General features: G+C 45.1%; 17 protein-coding genes. 14 read left to right on the forward strand and 3 right to left on the reverse strand.

From position 1 onward, the window contains the following. Positions 1-17: 17 nt before the first annotated feature. The 9 genes from hmpA to M3202_RS08720 all read left to right on the forward strand — a co-directional run bounded on the left by hmpA (position 18) and on the right by M3202_RS08720 (position 9518). The gene (gene hmpA / locus M3202_RS08680; RefSeq protein WP_251222943.1) at positions 18-1214 is read left to right on the forward strand and encodes an NO-inducible flavohemoprotein; all 1197 of its coding nucleotides are present in this window, start codon (positions 18-20) and stop codon (positions 1212-1214) included. Positions 1215-1732: 518 nt separating this feature from the next. Next, a complete protein-coding gene (locus M3202_RS08685; protein ID WP_251222944.1) occupies positions 1733-2755 on the forward strand; it encodes a 4-hydroxythreonine-4-phosphate dehydrogenase PdxA in 1023 nt (340 codons plus the stop codon). 70 nt (positions 2756-2825) lie between these two features. Next, on the forward strand, positions 2826-3851 hold the full coding sequence (locus tag M3202_RS08690) for a tripartite tricarboxylate transporter substrate binding protein (RefSeq protein ID WP_251222945.1): 1026 nt from the start codon (positions 2826-2828) through the stop codon (positions 3849-3851). A 101-nt stretch (positions 3852-3952) separates the two neighbouring features. Beyond that, positions 3953-4468 (forward strand): tripartite tricarboxylate transporter TctB family protein, encoded by a 516-nt coding sequence (locus M3202_RS08695; RefSeq protein ID WP_251222946.1) that lies wholly within the window; start codon positions 3953-3955, stop codon positions 4466-4468. A gap of 26 nt (positions 4469-4494) precedes the next feature. Then, the gene (locus M3202_RS08700) at positions 4495-5994 is read left to right on the forward strand and encodes a tripartite tricarboxylate transporter permease (protein ID WP_251222947.1); all 1500 of its coding nucleotides are present in this window, start codon (positions 4495-4497) and stop codon (positions 5992-5994) included. Between the two features lie 45 nt (positions 5995-6039). Further along, entirely contained in the window at positions 6040-6933 is an 894-nt protein-coding gene (locus M3202_RS22560) for an AEC family transporter (RefSeq protein WP_251222948.1), read from the forward strand. A gap of 86 nt (positions 6934-7019) precedes the next feature. After that, complete coding sequence (locus M3202_RS08710; RefSeq protein ID WP_251222949.1) at positions 7020-7691, forward strand: GntR family transcriptional regulator; 672 nt, start codon at positions 7020-7022, stop codon at positions 7689-7691. Positions 7692-7751: 60 nt separating this feature from the next. Further along, on the forward strand, positions 7752-8963 hold the full coding sequence (locus M3202_RS08715) for a CaiB/BaiF CoA transferase family protein (RefSeq protein WP_251222950.1): 1212 nt from the start codon (positions 7752-7754) through the stop codon (positions 8961-8963). Between the two features lie 36 nt (positions 8964-8999). Continuing rightward, complete coding sequence (locus M3202_RS08720; protein WP_251222951.1) at positions 9000-9518, forward strand: gamma carbonic anhydrase family protein; 519 nt, start codon at positions 9000-9002, stop codon at positions 9516-9518. Positions 9519-9670: 152 nt separating this feature from the next. Here M3202_RS08720 and M3202_RS08725 read toward each other — a convergent pair whose 3' ends face one another. Continuing rightward, positions 9671-10006 carry a DUF3243 domain-containing protein gene (locus M3202_RS08725; protein WP_251222952.1) on the reverse strand — a complete coding sequence of 112 codons (336 nt, stop codon included), beginning with the start codon at positions 10004-10006 and terminating at the stop codon, positions 9671-9673. 214 nt (positions 10007-10220) lie between these two features. Here M3202_RS08725 and M3202_RS08730 point away from each other — a divergent pair, with 214 nt between their 5' ends. After that, positions 10221-11207: a zinc-dependent alcohol dehydrogenase gene (locus M3202_RS08730; RefSeq protein ID WP_251222953.1), complete on the forward strand. Its 987-nt coding sequence runs from the start codon at positions 10221-10223 to the stop codon at positions 11205-11207. 28 nt (positions 11208-11235) lie between these two features. After that, entirely contained in the window at positions 11236-11991 is a 756-nt protein-coding gene (locus tag M3202_RS08735) for a glucose 1-dehydrogenase (protein WP_251222954.1), read from the forward strand. Between the two features lie 108 nt (positions 11992-12099). Here M3202_RS08735 and M3202_RS08740 read toward each other — a convergent pair whose 3' ends face one another. Further along, a complete protein-coding gene (locus tag M3202_RS08740) occupies positions 12100-12723 on the reverse strand; it encodes a restriction endonuclease (RefSeq protein ID WP_251222955.1) in 624 nt (207 codons plus the stop codon). 134 nt (positions 12724-12857) lie between these two features. On the opposite strand from M3202_RS08740, the gene M3202_RS08745 reads away from it, so the two are divergent. After that, complete coding sequence (locus tag M3202_RS08745; protein WP_251222956.1) at positions 12858-13487, forward strand: restriction endonuclease; 630 nt, start codon at positions 12858-12860, stop codon at positions 13485-13487. Between the two features lie 45 nt (positions 13488-13532). On the opposite strand, the gene M3202_RS08750 is transcribed toward M3202_RS08745, so the two are convergent. After that, positions 13533-15086, reverse strand: a complete 1554-nt coding sequence (locus M3202_RS08750) for an ABC-F family ATP-binding cassette domain-containing protein (protein WP_251222957.1) — start codon at positions 15084-15086, stop codon at positions 13533-13535. A gap of 190 nt (positions 15087-15276) precedes the next feature. Between M3202_RS08750 and M3202_RS08755 the strand changes: the two genes are divergently transcribed. Continuing rightward, the gene (locus M3202_RS08755; RefSeq protein ID WP_251222958.1) at positions 15277-16455 is read left to right on the forward strand and encodes a MalY/PatB family protein; all 1179 of its coding nucleotides are present in this window, start codon (positions 15277-15279) and stop codon (positions 16453-16455) included. Positions 16456-16607: 152 nt separating this feature from the next. Further along, on the forward strand, positions 16608-16754 hold the full coding sequence (locus M3202_RS08760; RefSeq protein ID WP_251222959.1) for a hypothetical protein: 147 nt from the start codon (positions 16608-16610) through the stop codon (positions 16752-16754). The last annotated feature ends 181 nt before the right edge of the window (positions 16755-16935 follow it).

Raw genomic sequence — 16935 nt, forward strand, 5'->3', positions numbered from 1 at the left:
GGGTAGGGGGAGTTAAAATGTTAGATCAGAAAACAATTGAGGTTATTAAATCAACAGTACCAGTGTTACAGGAGCATGGGGAGAAAATCACAACACATTTTTATCAGACGATGTTTACCAATCATCCGGAGCTATTGAATATTTTCAATCATGCGAATCAAAAGAAAGGCAGACAGCAAGCCGCTTTGGCGAATGCCGTCTATGCCGCGGCATTACATATTGATCAGCTTGAAACAATTTTACCTGTCGTTCAGCAGATTGCCCATAAGCATAGAAGCCTTGGGGTGAAAGCAGAGCATTATCCGATCGTTGGCGAGCACTTGCTTCAAGCGATGAAGGACGTTTTGCAGGAAGCGGCGACGGAGGAAATTATTCAGGCGTGGGCTGACGCTTATGGGGTCATCGCCGATATTTTTATTTCGGTTGAGGCGGACATGTATGAGCAGGCAGAGGCACAACAAGGAGGCTGGCCTGACTTCAAATCATTTGTTATTGATCGAAAAGTGAAGGAAAGTGAGGTCATTGCTTCCTTCTATTTGAAACCGGCTGACGGCAAGGTGCTTCCACCGTTTTTGGCAGGGCAATATATTAGTGTGAAGCTTGAAATTCCAGGGGAACAATATACGCATATTCGCCAGTACAGTTTGTCGGATGCTCCGGGACAGGATTATTACCGGATCAGCGTGAAGCGCGAGGATCAGCAAGAACCGGCGGGGAAGGTTTCGACCTATCTCCATCAGCATCTCAATGAAGGTGATCGCCTGTTAGTTAGTGCTCCAGCCGGTGAGTTTATCCTGTCAAAGAGCGCACGTCCGTTAGTATTGATCAGCGGAGGAGTCGGTTTAACACCGCTTGTCAGCATGCTGAAAACAGCGGTGCGGGAGCAGAAGGGGAGAGACGTGACCTTTATCCATGCGGCGATTGACAGCAAGCACCATGCGTTGCGTGCTGAAGTTGATCAGCTGGCCGCCGGGCATGAGCATGTTCGGGCTTTTTATTGTTATGAACGGCCTGCGGCAGAAGATCAACAATATGATAAGAGCGGCTATCTTGATGAAGAGTGGCTCCAAACCATTATTGGAAATAAGGACGCTGATTATTACTTTTGCGGACCGGTTGGCTTTATGAAAGCCGTCGATCAGATAATGACGAACTGGGGGATCGCTGAGGAACAAAAGCATTATGAATTTTTTGGACCGGCGATGAAGTTATAATAGAATAATAGAAGGCTGGATTTGAAGGGATTTTTTTCCTCTGTTCCAGCCTTTTTTTAGTAGGCGAATAAAATCGATTGAGCGAGTCAGGAATGAAATGATTCTTATAAAACGCTGACTGATATGGCGGTTAAATGATAAGGAGAATTCCAATCTGAAAAATGAGTTTACTAAATAGGAAGAAAGTGGGTTATTTCAGCTGCCAATATTAAAATATTTTAAAAAATCAGTTGGGTGCCGGAGTTTACTGCTTTTTAAAAAAATTTTAAAAATATGTTGACGAATGTAAACGGTTTAATTTACTATTAACTTGTCAGTTACAAATTTGTGAATTTTTTTGCACTCGCTGAGAAATTTGTCGAAATGCAGAATATCGGGTTTATGTACCTCTTTTTTTTAGCTGGGTGCTGGATCCAGGATACCCTTTAAAAGCAACAATGAATTATGAAAGGGTTCTCACATAGCGCAGTTGTAACTGTTGCAGTTATTCATTTGAAATCACGTTAGGGGGGGCGTAAATGGGAGAAAAGTTAACAATGGGCTTGCTTTTTGGAGAAGCAACCGGTATTGGTTCTGAGCTTGTTATTAAAGCACTTCAGAAAGCTGAAATCAAAAATCACGCGACATGGGTACTAATTGGTGATGAGAGAGTTTATCGCCAGGGAGAGGCAGTCACTGGGCTATCGGTCGAATATACAAAAATTAAATCGATGGCTGACGTAAAGCCGGAGGAAGATCGCGTTTGGTTTATTGACCTCGGAAACTTAAATCCTGAGACGTATGAGTTAGGAAAGCTTTCGATCGATTCAGGTCGCGTTACAGGAGAAACATTAAAATATGCAATGGATCTCGCTAAAGCAGGCGATTTAGACGGAATTGTGTACGCACCGTTAAACAAAGAAGCACTTCATCGTGGCGGACATCATTTTGAAGATGAGATTCATTATTTTGCCTCTTTGCTGGATTGCGAGAAAGGGTTTGGCGAAATCAACGTCATGGACGACCTTTGGGTGACACGTGTAACGTCACATGTTCCTATTAGTAAAGTCAGCTCGCTTGTTACGAAGCAGCGCGTCCAAGAAGTAATCAATTTTGCTCATGAAAACATGACGACAGCCGGAGTGGAAAATCCAAAAATCGTTGTGTCGGCATTGAACCCGCATGCTGGTGAAGGTGGTATGATCGGCCGAGAAGAAATTGATGAAATTATTCCGGCAGTGAAAGCGGCACAGGCAGAGGGAATCAATGTAAGTGGACCGTTCCCGGCAGATACGCTCTTTTTACGGAGAGATAAGGAACCGTTCAACTGTCTCGTCGGTATGTATCATGATCAGGCGCAGACAGGAATGAAGCTGCTCGGTTTTTACAGAGGGGTAACAGTTAGCGGAGGCTTACCTGTTGTGTTAACGACTCCTGCCCACGGAACTGCCTTTGATATTGCAGGGAAAGGGAAAGCGGATTCAGGTGCGATGGAGGCGGCGATGAAGCTGGCAGTGCGCCTAGTCACAGGAAGAAAGCAAAGAAGCGAATTGGCGAAATAAACAGATTGAATGATCAAAAATGTATCCGTTATCAATTATTTGAATTTTACTAAAAAGGTGGGGGAAAATGATGAAGAAAAACTTACTGTATGTATTATTTGCATTATTGCTTAGCGTCGGCCTTGCAGCTTGTGGAAGCTCTGAAACAGATGGCGGAGGAGAAGCGGCAGATGGGGGAGACGATGGCGCAGCTGCTGAAGGAGCTGCTGACGGTTATCCGGAAAGAGACATTGAAATTCTCGTAGGGCACGGTGCCGGTGGCGGAACAGACAACTTTGCCCGTCAGGTAGCGAAGCAAATGGAAGAAATTCTTGGTGTTAATATTAACGTTATTAACCAGGAAGGGGCAAGTGGTGCGATTGCGAAAGAAATGGGAGCAAAGGCTCCGGCTGATGGTTACACAATCGTGGCAACTTCTGCTCTTCCAATCCAGGTCGCAACAGGAATTAATACAAATAACGAATTGAATGTCTATAATGCGCTTGCTCGCTTCCAAAGTGACACGTATGCATTACAAGCAAAAGCAGGAACATTTGAAAGCATTGAAGACTTTGTTGCCCAGGCAGAAGCCAATCCGGGAACAATTCGCATTGGCGGTACTGGTGTAGGGACAATGGACCAGGTTGTCTTCACATTGTTAGAGCGTGAAACGGGTCTTGATTTAGAGTTTGTTCCTTTCGAGGGAGCAGGTCAAATGCACGCAGCTGTACTCGGTGGACATATTGAAGCAATGTTAGAGGAAATTGGACCGACGATCTCTTCTGTTGAAGGTGGAGAAATTCAGCCGCTTATCTTCTTCGCGGAAGAAAGAATTGAAGATTTCCCTGAAATACCAACAAGTGTTGAAAACGGATGGGATATTACAAATGGGGTTGAGCGCGGTTTCCTTATTCGCAACGAAGTTCCACAAGAAATTATCGATAAATTGGAGCAGGTTGCAAAAGAGGTTTACGATTCAGAAGAATATCAGCAATATGAAGAGAATTCTTATCTACACCTCCGTGAAGGCTGGTTAGGCTCAGCGGATTACACAGAGAAATTAAGAAATGACATTGAAGTCTTTACAGAAATCCTAGAAGGCGTAGAAGTCGAATAGTTCTTAGAAGTAACCTAGCATTTCGATCATTACTTTGAGGGTTGTCCTGAAACTATCCTTTCAGGACATCCTCTTGATCTTTTTGAGGAGGTATGAACCTTATGGGCAATTTAGTGTTGTCGATTGCAACGATTATCTTTTCTGTTTTCTTTTTCATTTATACTTTGCAAATTCCTGCCTCTTCCTCAACATCTATCGGACCGGAATTTTGGCCAAGAATCGTTCTCATTGCCTTAGCGATTATGGGGATTGTCCTCCTTATTAAATCACTGCGTCAGATGAAACGCCCTTCAGTCGTTGCTGCAGAAAGCATAAGTGAAGCTGAGAAGGTAGAAGAAGAATTTGAAGTGGAAGAAGTGCATAAATCACGTTATCTCATTATTATAGTAGCGCTGTTTCTTTATATTCTATCCTTGAGCTTTATCGGATTTGTACCGACAACTCCATTTATGCTAATTGGAATTGCGCTTATTATCGGAATGAGAAAGTGGTACTCGATGGCCTTGACCGGGGTACTTGGGACGGCTTGTTTCATCTATTTGTTTGCAAACACGCTGAACATCCCATTACCACGAGGCGTTGGTATATTCAGAGAGTTAAGCTATTTTCTTTATTAAGATATGAGCGATAAGGAGGGAGATTCATGCTAGAGGGATTATTGACTGGTGTGGTCAGTGTTCTTGATCCAATGAACCTGTTCGTTTTGCTGGTCGCTGTATTTGTTGGTTTCCTTGGTGGAGCGATGCCGGGGATTAGCGGAACGATGCTAATTATCATTTTGTTGCCTGTCACATATGGCATGGGAACAGAGCCAGCTTTCCTGCTGTTAACGGGGATTTATGCGTCAGCTGTTTTCTCGGGGCTGATCAGCGCGATTTTATTTAGAACGCCGGGAACTCCTGAAGCGATCGTGACGGTGTTTGACGGTTATCCAATGACGAAGAAAGGAAAGGCCGGTCAGGCGCTCGGTATCGGGATTTTAAGCTCGGTCATTGGTGGGGTCGCCGGCTGTATTGCCTTGATTTTCCTGACGCCGCCGTTAGCGACATTTGCCTTGAACTTCTCGTCACCTGAGTTCTTTGCTTTAGCGGTACTTGGGCTGACTGTCGTCGCTTCATTAAGTGGCGGTGATTTAACGAGAGGATTAATTGGTGTATTGTTTGGATTGTTTATTGCCACAATCGGTATGGATTCCATGACCGGAACAGCCCGCTTTACGTTTGACTCAAGCAATCTTATGTCCGGAGTGGAGCTAATCCCGATTCTAATTGGATTATTTGCGATTTCTGAAGTGCTGCGGAAAAGTGCGGAAGATCATACGATTAAGCAAAAGTTCCAAAAGGTGAAAACAAAAATCTTCGAAATGGCCATTTTTAAGCAAATTAGCAGTACTCTTGCCAGATCGTCTATTTTAGGTATTCTTGTCGGGATTCTGCCGGGAGTGGGAGCGACGACTGCATCGATGCTCAGCTATAGTGAAGCGGTTCGTTGGTCAAAGCGTCCGAAGAAAGAGTTCGGAACAGGGGTGCCGGAAGGAATTGCCGCACCTGAATCCGCGAATAACGCGGCGGCGATGGGAGCGATGGTTCCGTTGCTCGCTCTTGGGATTCCGGGAAGTGCAACGACAGCGGTTATCCTCGGTGCATTTGTTCTTCATGGGCTTCAGCCTGGACCGATGCTTCTGACGTCATCGGCAGAGCTTGTCTATACGATCTTTATCGGGCTATTAATTGTAAACCTTTCAATCCTGTTGTTTGCCAAGCCGTTTATCAAAATGTTCTCTTACGTAATGAAAGTACCTTACACGGTATTAGGGCCATTAATCCTGATGCTCTGTATTATCGGTACATTCGCGGTTAGAAACTCTATTTTTGATATTTGGGTTATGTTTGTGTTTGGGATTATTGGATTCTTCCTTGAAAAATTAAAATTTCCATTGGCGACAGTCATCTTAGGTGTTGTGCTTGGACCGATCGGGGAAGCGGAATTCCGTCGTTCGTTAACGATGTCGGGCGGCGACTATTCAGTCTTTTTCACAAGACCGATCAGTGCAACATTATTGGCGTTGGCCGTGCTGGCACTATTTGCTCCAGCGATAAAGAAGTTATTCACAAAATCAAAACCAGCAGCAGATGGGCAATAAAGCTGATTTGCGATAGGAATGACTGTAGAAAGAAAGTGGTAACGGGTGGGCATATTTTTTGAAGTCATTGTTCCAGTGTTGTTAGTGTTTGCGGTCGGCTTTGTTTTACAAAAGGCGAAAAAAATCGATACGAAGGCTATTTCAACTCTCGTTGTGTATATATTCATGCCATGTCTCGTTTTTCGGACTTTATACACGACGGAAGTGACCGTCCAATACGTTTATTTGATCGCCTTTAGCCTGCTGCTGTTGACATTAACAATCGTAACGGTGAAATTGTATGCGAAAATACGCAAACTGCCGTCATCGGTGGAAAGTGGATTGATTTTATCGACCGCTTTTATGAACGCCGGAAATTATGGCTCGCCGATCATTTTGTTTGCGTATGGAACCACTGCATTTGATTATGCCATTTCCTTTTATATTTTATCTTCAATTCTTTTAAATTCCGTTGGCCTTTATTATGCCGCCCGCGGAAACATGAATATGAAATTAGCGGTGAAGGCCGTCTTTACGATACCAGCGATTTATGCTGTGCTCGCTGCGGCATTGGTCAAGTTGTTTCGCTTGCAATTGCCGGAGAATATTTTTTCGATGGTATCATTTGTCGCTGACGCCTCAATACCATGTGTGATGGTTATTTTGGGGATGCAGCTTGCACAAATAAAAGTGAAGAGCCTTCAATGGGAATACATTTCATTTGCTACGGTTATGAAGCTTGTCGTCGCACCGCTATTCGCCTTCGGGTTGACCCAATTGTTTACGCTGGATCCGCTTTTACAGAAGGTGTTGATTTTAACGGCGGCGATGCCGACAGCCTCAGCAGCTACAATCTTTGCTGTTCAATTTAATGCAGAGGCGAAGTTAGTTTCCGGTACGACATTTATTACGACTTTAGTAAGTATTATAACGATTACAGTGTTGATCTCGATTCTATGATAAAGTTTGACTGTTATCAGAGTATTTTTTATCATAGAAACCAAGCTGGATCCAGTGTTCAGTGGTTTGGGGAAGGAGGATGACAAGTGCAGTTTGAATTGGCGCAGCCTTTATATAAACAGGCATATGACAGAATTAAACATCTGATTTTAACAGGCGAATTGAAGCCAGGATCAAAGGTAATTGTTTCAAAGCTTGCTAAAGAATATCAGGTTAGTAGAACACCGCTTCGCGAAGCATTAAGGCAGCTCCAAAAAGAGGGGCTTCTTATTCAAAATCATTTAGGTACGAGAGTGGTTTCGATTAATTTAACCGATTATGAAGAGCTTTACTTCTGCCGGTTATTATTAGAGAAACAAGTGATGAGTATGGTGGTCGACGAAATAACAGCTGAGAGCTTAGAGAAAGCGGAAGAAATTTTGGCTCAGGCACGTAACGCTTTGAAAAATGAAAACCATTTGGATATTTTAACGTTGAATACCCAGTTTCATGAAGTCTTCTATCATACATGTTCTAATAGAAGATTAGTGCAAATGCTTGAACATGTTCGTTCTCTGCTTCTCATTTATCGGGCGAATGCTCTGAAATACACAGCCTACAATCGCGAAGTAACCGAAGAGCATGCGAAGATCCTTGAAGCGGTTGAAGAACGGGATGTTCATAAAGCAATCGAAGCGATTGAAACTCATGTGAATAATGATATGAATCGCGGCCGGATTATTTTCACGAAAAAAGAAGATTTGGCAGAGTCGAACTAATAGATAGAGAGAAACATAGCAAGAAGGTAAGCGTTCCCAAAAAAAGTGGAGGTGACAGAAATGTCAGCATTAAAAGGAATGAAAATTTTAGATGCATCGCAAATTATGGCAGGACCTTATTGTACAATGGTGCTCAGCGATTTAGGAGCAGAGGTAACGAAAATTGAAAAATTAAACGGTGGAGATGATTCGCGCCAGATGGGGCCATATGTGAACGGCGAATCAACATGCTTTTTCCAAATTAACCGCAATAAGAAAAGCGTCGGTCTGAACTTAAAAGAGCAGGAAGGAAAGGAAATCTTCTATAAGCTCGCGAAGGAAGCCGATGTCATTGTGGAAAACTACCGCCCCGGCGTAACGAAATCATTGAAAATTGATTATGACACGATTAAAGAAATCAATCCGGGCATTATTTATTGCTCGATTTCCGGCTATGGCCAAAGTGGTCCATATGCCCATAAAGGCGGCTTTGATTTAGTTGCTCAGGGGATGACAGGCTTAATGAGCATGACCGGTGAACCTGGAAAGCGCCCATTGAAATCCGGTATCGCGGTATATGATATCGGTGCCGGTATCACAGCGGCTTATTCGATTCTCGCTGCTTACGTTCATAAGCTGCAAACAGGTAAAGGACAGCATGTTGATGTTTCACTTGTTGAGTCCGGCTTACCATGGTTTATCTGGGAAGCAGCGGCTTACTTTGCCAACGGAACGCTTCCAGAACCAACAGGCTGGAGACACCGTGTATCAGCTCCGTATCAGGCATTAAAAACACAAGACGGCTATTTGATGCTTGGTTGCGCGAATCAACGGACATGGGAAGCGTTTTGCCGCCTTGTCATTGAAAAGCCGGAATGGATCGAAGACCCGCGCTTCAAAACGAATACAGACCGGCATGACAATGTCGAAGAGCTTGAAGAAATGATTGAAGAAATTTTTGCCGTCAACACAACGGATTATTGGGTGAAAAAATGTGAAGAAGCGAAGGTGCCGGCCGGCCCGATTAATAACTTCGCCCAGGCGGTTGAAGATGAACATTATTTAGCAAGAGATATGATTCAAGAGGTGGAACATCCGGTAATTGGGAAGATGAAAACAATTGGTCCGGCATCGAAGTTTTCTGAAACGCCTGGACAAATTAAATCAGCTGCCCCTACTCTTGGCCAGCACTCTGCTGAAGTGTTAGCAGCATTAAATTACACGCCGGAGCAAATTAAAGAGCTTGAAGAGAAAGGAATTATCAACAGCGGCAAAGAAGAAGTAAAGAGTTAATCCGTTTTCATATTAATTCGAAAAGGTGGTAAGCATATGCTGCATAAACTTAAGGGACATTATCCAAGCGTTGATCCGAGCACGTATATTGCACCAGGAGCCCAGTTAATCGGAAATATTGAATTACAGGAGGACACGACTGTCTGGTTTAATGTTGTCATGCGCGGCGACAATGAAAAGATCACAATTGGAAAAGGGTCGAATGTCCAGGACGGCACGGTCGTTCATGTCGATCCGGGTTATCCAGTGAACGTTGGTGAAAACGTGACGATCGGCCATAACGTCATCTTGCACGGTTGCACAGTGAAGGATGGAGCGCTTATCGGAATGGGCGCGACAATTTTAAATGGCGCGGTCATTGGAGAGGGTGCATTGGTTGCAGCCGGGGCGCTTGTTACAGAAGGAAAGGTCATCGAGCCTGGAATGCTCGTCGCCGGGGTACCGGCGAAAGCGATCCGTCAGCTTTCACCTGAGAATATTGAACGGGCGAAACACGGTGCTCATCATTATGTAGAGAACGGCGCGTTATATAAGAAAGAAAATGTAAGTGAATAAATGAGGCTTGGATAAAAGGTTGTTTTTTTACCTTTTATCCAAGCCTCTAAGCAATGAGGAGCCGCCACGATCTTTTAAATCCCGGTGTGAGTGGGTTTCTCACAGCGGGATTGTGGCGAGTGGAGCCATTGCTCCTGAACGCTAACTGGTCTTTAATCCACGAGCTTGACCAGCATATGGGCGAGCATATGACGTTCTTCCTTGTTGCCGGCTCTCCATAATTCCTGCAGCAATTTTTCCTCACGGTTTTGTGGCTCGACGTGATTGGAGAGATAGTCGCCGATTTTTTCGGCAGATAAAGCAAGCTGCTCTTCATTTAAACCGATTTTTTTTGCTAAATCGACCCGCTTGCTTAAATAGGCCTTAAAGTCTTCAAAGCTGGCTAAAATATCTTCGACGCGTTCTTGATCCATACGCTCAATTGCGTTATCCACCTTATTAAGCTTTACTTTCCCTTCTTTTGTGACGACGTGGTGCTGTTCACTCATGGGAGCGCCTCCTTGTAAAAAAATGTACTTAGTTCTTACTATCCCTTCTTTTGCTGAAACTAAACATTCGAATCACAGTATTTATAGATAAAGCGTCTGATAAATAAGAGTTTTCCGATTGTTTCGTTGACGAAGGGATTGATCAGGCGTAAAATTAAAAAGTATGCTTATGAAAGCGTTATCTTAATGGGTGTAGAGAGAAAGGATGATAGTGATGGCAAAAACAATGAAGGCCGCGATTTATCAAGGACCGGAATCGATCACGACTGAGCAGGTAAACCTTCCTGATGTGCCAGAAGGCTGGTGCTTGATGAAAGTCTCTTATTGCGGGATCTGCGGTACGGATTTGAATATTTACGGAGGGGGACATCCGCGGGCGACGGCGCCGCTTATTATGGGACATGAACTGGCCGGCCATATTTATGATCACCCTTCGATTGCAGATGGCAGGGCGGTAACGGTTAATCCTCTTTTATATTGCGGGGAATGCAAGCCTTGTCGTGAAGGAATTCCCCATGTCTGCGAATCGCTAAGGCTTGTCGGAATTGATCGGGACGGGGGAATGGCTGAATATGTGACGGTACCGAATGAACAGGTGATTCCATTGCCTGAAGGGATGTCCTTGAAGGCAGGTGCACTGGTGGAGCCATTTGCTGTCGCCGTTCATTCTGTGAGGGAGTCCCGCTTTAAAGGAGGGGACGAGGTTACTGTTTTTGGAGCGGGACCAATCGGCCTTTGTATTTCGCTCGTTTTGCAATTTTTCGGGGCGAAGCGTGTTACCGTCGTGGAAGTGAATCAGTTCAGACGGGAGCTTGCAGAGAGACTCGGCTTCCACACAGTCGATCCGGCGACCGCGACTATCCCTAAAAATGATTTGGTGTTTGATTGCGCTGCTCATCCTTCCGTAGCTGAGAGGCTGGTGGATGTCACTCACGTCAAGGGAGAAATTATGCTGATCGGCACGTATAAAAAGCCGACGCCGCTCGATTTACAAAATGTAAACTTTAAAGAGCTTACCCTTAAAGGAGCCAGAGTTTATACGGACAAAGATTTTACAGTTGCTGCCGCGTTGCTCCATCAGCATGAAGAAGCGTTGCAGCTGATTACAAATGTCGAACCTGTCGAGCAGACTGCCCGCTTATTTAAAGAATTAAAAGCCGGCGGTGACATGGTCAAAGCTCTGATTTCATTTTCTGAATAAAGCGAGCCGGGGAAGGAGAATCATTCATATGAGTATGTTCGATATAAAAGGAAAAACAGCTTTAATTACCGGGGGGAACCGGGGACTAGGTAAGGCGATTTCTTTGGCTTTTGCCGATGCAGGGGCGAACATTGTTGTCGTCAGCCAATCAGGCCGGGCGGAAGAAGTTGTGGAAGCAGCAATGAAAAAAGGAGTACGAGCGGTTTCAATCCAGTATGACCTGAGCGATACGAGCCACATGAAAGAGCTGGTCGACAAAGTGAATAAGGAAGCCGGTCATATTGATATTCTTGTCAATAACGCCGGTGTGCAAAGGCGTGCCCCTTCAGTGGAATTCAGTGAAGAAGATTGGGATTTGGTTCAGGCGGTCAATACAAAATCGGTTTTCTTCTTATGTCAGGCATTTGGCAAAGCGATGCTTGAACGCAAGCAAGGGAAAATTATTAATCTCGCCTCGTTGCTCTCGTTTCAAGGAGGGTTTACCGTTCCCGCTTATGCCGCCAGCAAAGGAGCCGTTGCCCAGTTTACGAAATCGCTCGCAAACGAGTGGGCAAGTCAGGGTGTCAATGTCAACGCAGTGGCTCCAGGCTATATTGCGACGGATATGAATGAAGCACTGATCAACGATCAAACGAGAAGCCGTCAGATTCTGGAGCGGATTCCCGCCGGAAGATGGGGCCAGCCGGAAGACATCGCCGGAGCCGTACTCTATTTAGCAACACCAGCTGCCAATTACGTCCACGGAGAAGTCATCGTAGTCGACGGCGGCTGGATGGGAAGGTAAAGGAGTGTTGTCAAACACTCCTTTAAGCAATGAGAGGAACCGCCACGAACTTGTGGCGAGTGGAGCATTGCTTAGTTTGCTGGAAAATGAGGAAAGGACATTGTCCTTTTACTGACCCGGCTCTTCCCGGAAAAAAAGAGTGCGGACCCGTTGAATGAAGCGGTGATTCTGTTTTTGTCCGATGTAAGCGTCGTACATCGCTTCGAGAGAAGTCCGATCAATCAAGTTTATTTTATTCGCCCGGGCGAGTTTAATCGCCGCTAAGGAAAACGAACGGTTCGTCACAATAACGAGCCGTGTAGCTTTGTATTTTTGCTTTAATGACATTACCTCTAAAACGGCCTGCTTATCGAGCGGGCCATTTTGCCGTTTGGCATGGACAACCGCTTTTACGCCCCGCTTTCGTAAAATAAGATCAGCAGTTCGTTTTTCATTTTTTTTCGGGCGGGTAACCGAATAGCCCTGACTTTGAAAAAGGGGAACAAGAAACTGCTGAAATTCCTGTTCTGTCATCTCATCAATATCGAGCAGAGAGCCGGATGGATCAAGCAATTTGATCCGGGCTCCATTTTTCGCTATATGTCGAAGGCCAAGAAAGGTCAAAAGAGCAGAAAGCGTTAATCCAAATATCGTGTAGTCCAGATGAAACAGCTGGACAAGGAGGAATGTCATAATAAACAGCACGACAGGAAGAAGAGCTGCCTTTTTTTTACGTGATGAATAGCCAACCAATAATCTCACTTCCTTTTAGCGTTTATTGGTAGTGTGCCCAGTCTTAGTCAGAATATGAGCTGAGATTTTGGCAAACGAATGTTTGCATCACTGCTGAAAAACGCATAAAATATAGGAAGAAGGAGGCGAAAAAAATGAAGGAAGCTCTCTCCCCATGGTTTATGCAGAGTCTTTTTTTTGTGCTCGCGCTTATCGCATTGCTTTTTCTCGGGGTACTCTTTTGGCGGCTTCGCCGTAAAAGAAAGTTTGATGTCGCGAAGATCACGCTCGCTGATATCGACCTTATGACCGGGCATGAGTTTGAAGAGTATTTATATGTCCTGCTGACGGCATTGGACTACGAAACATTTCTGACGAAAAAAAGCCGTGATTTCGGAGCTGACCTGCTTTTTTACGATACATACGAGCAAAAAACAGTTGTCCAGGCGAAGCGCTTAGCGGATCCGCTCGGATTGACGGCTGTCCAGGAGGTGTTTGCCGCCAAGGCTTATTATGAGGCGGATAAGGCGCTCATTATTACAACGGCACCTTCCTTGACAGAATCGTGCCGTAAGCTGGCTTCAGCCGCCAAAGTAACGGTTATTGAGCGGGAACAGCTGGAGGATCTGATCAAAAACTTTAAGCGCGGAAGGGAAGAGCTGGCCCGCAATCAAATGGAAGCCCCTTATGAGCAGGTGACCTATCGCGGGGAGGACAGTCTTGAAGAGCTCGGATCAAGCAAAGGCTTGATTCAAGCCGGAGAGTTTTATTATCGCGGAGGTTGAAAAGCTGCAGAAAAAGTGAAACCCATTCTTTTTCTGCAGCTCTGTTTACACAAGCTTTGTCGTCCATGTTTCCCCGTTCCAGACATCGGTTACGAGACCTTCGTAAAATTCAGGCTCATGGCAAATGAGGAGGATGCTTCCTTTGTAATCCTTGAGCGCGCGTTTTAATTCGGCTTTGGCATCAATATCGAGATGGTTTGTCGGCTCATCGAGCACGAGAATGTTCGTTTCACGGTTAATCAGCTTACAGAGCCGGACCTTGGCCTTCTCGCCACCGCTCAAGACGACTACCTTGCTTTCAATATGCTTTGTCGTTAAGCCGCATTTGGCGAGGGCGGCGCGCACTTCTGCCTGACTGAGCGCAGGGAATTCCTGCCACACCTCTTCAATACAAGTGCGGTCCGGGTCCTTTACTTCCTGTTCGAAATAACCGATTTCCTGGTAATCGCCGCGCTCAACCTGACCGGAAAGCGGCGGGTTTAACCCGAGGAGACTTTTCAATAACGTCGTCTTTCCGATTCCGTTCGCTCCTGTTAAGGCGATTTTTTGGCCGCGCTCCATCCGTAAATGTAACGGCTTTGATAATGGCTCATCATAGCCGATAACAAGGTCTTTCGTTTCAAAAATCAGCTTTCCTGTTGCCCGGGCCGATTTGAAATGAAATTGCGGTTTCGGTTTTTCCTTGGCGAGCTCAATCATATCCATTTTATCAAGCTTTTTTTGCCGGGACATCGCCATGTTTCGCGTGGATACGCGCGCTTTGTTACGGGCGACAAAATCCTTGAGCTGGGCGACTTCCTGCTGCTGTTTTTTGTATGCTGCTTCAAGCTGCTGCTTTTTCATTTCATATACTTCGCGGAAGTGATGATAATCCCCGACATAGCGATTCAATTCCTGATTTTCCATATGATAAATTAAATTGATGACGCTGTTTAAAAACGGGAGATCGTGCGAAATCAGAATGAACGCATTTTCATAGTCCTGCAAATAGCGCTTCAGCCAGACGATATGCTGTTCATCAAGATAGTTTGTCGGTTCATCCAGAAGCAGAATATCCGGCTTTTCGAGCAGAAGCTTGGCCAGCAGTACTTTCGTCCGCTGTCCGCCGCTTAAATCAGCTACATCACGGTCGAGACCGACTTCATCAAGCCCGAGTCCCCGGGCGGTTTCCTCCACCTTGGCATCAATTGTATAAAAATCATTGTTTGTCAGCATGTCCTGAATGATACCGACTTCCTCCAGGAGCTTTTCAAGCTGAGCGGGGTCGGCTTCGCCCATTTTATCGTACATTGCCGTCATTTCGGCTTCGAGGTCGAACATATATTGAAAGGCGCTTTTTAACACATCACGCATCGTCATCCCGCGCTCCAGCACCGTATGCTGGTCGAGATAGCCGACGCGGACTTTTTTCGACCATTCAACGGTCCCCTCATCAGGCATCAGCTTTCCGGTTATAATATTCATGAAGGTTGATTTCCCTTCTCCATTAGCACCGATCAAGCCGATATGCTCGCCTTTTAACAGGCGAAACGAAACGTTATGAAAAATGGCTCTGTCTCCAAAGCCATGACTTAAATTCTTGACTGTTAAAATACTCATGAAATGCCACCTATCCTTCAAAAAACATCGATATTTGCCTTCTCATCTTACCATAGGAAGCCATAGTCTTGACATAGTAAATAATGAAAACTGGACAGAAAAGAGAGGCGCCTATTCATACGTAAAAGGGAAAACATGATATGATAGAGGAAAGAGCATAGTCGCTTTATTTTGGAAGGAAGTGTACATAATGAATCAACAATTTGATCAAGTGATCCCCCGTCTTGGCACGAATTCATTGAAGTGGGACATGACGGAGCAACGATTTGGTGAAAAAGACATCCTGCCTTTATGGGTCGCCGATATGGACTTCAAGGCACCGCAAGCCGTGATTGACGCGCTGCACAAAAAGGTGGAACACGGCATTTACGGCTACCCGGCTCATAGTGAATCGGTTGACAAAGCGGTGCAAAATTGGCTTCAACGCCGCTTTCAGTGGCAGGTCGATGCAGACTCGTTTTTGTACACATCGGGCGTTGTGCCGACGATTAGCTTTATTATTCAGGCGTTTACTGAACCTGAAGATGAAATCATTATTCAGACGCCTGTTTATTACCCATTTTATGATGTAGTCAAAAAGAACAAGCGCCCGCTGCTTCGCAATCCATTAGCCTTTGATGGAGACCGGTATGAAATGGATTATGAGCAGCTTGAATCGATTATTACGGAAAAAACAAAAATGCTTATTTTATGTCATCCCCACAATCCGGTCGGCCGCGTCTGGAAGCAGGATGAGCTTGAAAAGCTGGCGGCGATTTGTAAGAAGCATGATCTTCTCGTCGTCTCGGATGAGATTCATGCCGATTTACTATTTAAAGGACAGCAGCACATTCCTTTCGCATCGTTAAACAAGGATGCTTCCGAGCGGACGCTTACTTGTCTTGCGCCAAGTAAAACATTCAACCTTGCCGGAATCCAGACTTCTTATGTCGTGGCGGAAAACAAGCAATTACGGCAAAAGCTGGCCAATCATTTAGCCAATATGTTCGTCAGCGGCACGAACATGTTTGCTGAAGTGGCGACAGAAGCTGCCTACACCTATGGGGAACAATGGCTGGAAGACTTGATGAGCTATGTAGAGAGCAATTATCAATTTGTCAAACGCTACGTCGAAACGCATTTGCCGCGTATGCGCGTGATGGATTGCGAAGGAACGTATTTGCTCTGGCTCGATTGTTCCAAACTGCCATTGACCGCGGATGAAAGGAAGAAGTGGTTCATTGAAGAAGCGCGGGTAGCCTTAAATCATGGCCTGATTTTCGGGGAAGAAGGGAAGGATTTTGAACGGATGAATTTAGCATGTCCGCGCAAAACGCTGGAGCAGGGATTGGAGCAAATTAAGCAAGCCTACGAACGCAGCAATTTTTAATAGGAATTTTACGCTTCTGCTAGCAGGAATTAGCAAATACTCGTCGAAATACTATTTACATGCATGAATCGAAACTTGCCTGAATACATTGTAATCGACTCTACACGTAGGTAGTCAAACATCCTAATTGGAGAAGGGAATGTTTTCGTATTATGGCAGTTAAAGCTTTATTTGAAGTGCTTATTGATGAGTGTGAAGGTAAGCTTGGCAGGGGCTTAGATGAAAAGGAAAGAATGCTGATCAAATGGATTGAAGAACGGCAGCTTGAATTGCATTTTAAGAATATGAAAACCTCATAAATTGAACGAAGGCTGTTGACCCAATGAAGAAGCTTCCATTGGGTCAACATTTTTTTGGTGTGCCCGGCATGTGCATGGGCTATAGGGTTCAAGTCCCGAGCAGTGAAGGTCACTGTAACTGTTAGCCAACGACAAGGGTGTCTAGGGTGACCTAGAATCTGAAGGAAGTCCGAGGCAAACC

The sequence above is a fragment of the Halalkalibacter oceani genome, from assembly GCF_023715605.1.
Lineage (GTDB): Bacteria > Bacillota > Bacilli > Bacillales > Bacillaceae_D > Halalkalibacter > Halalkalibacter oceani.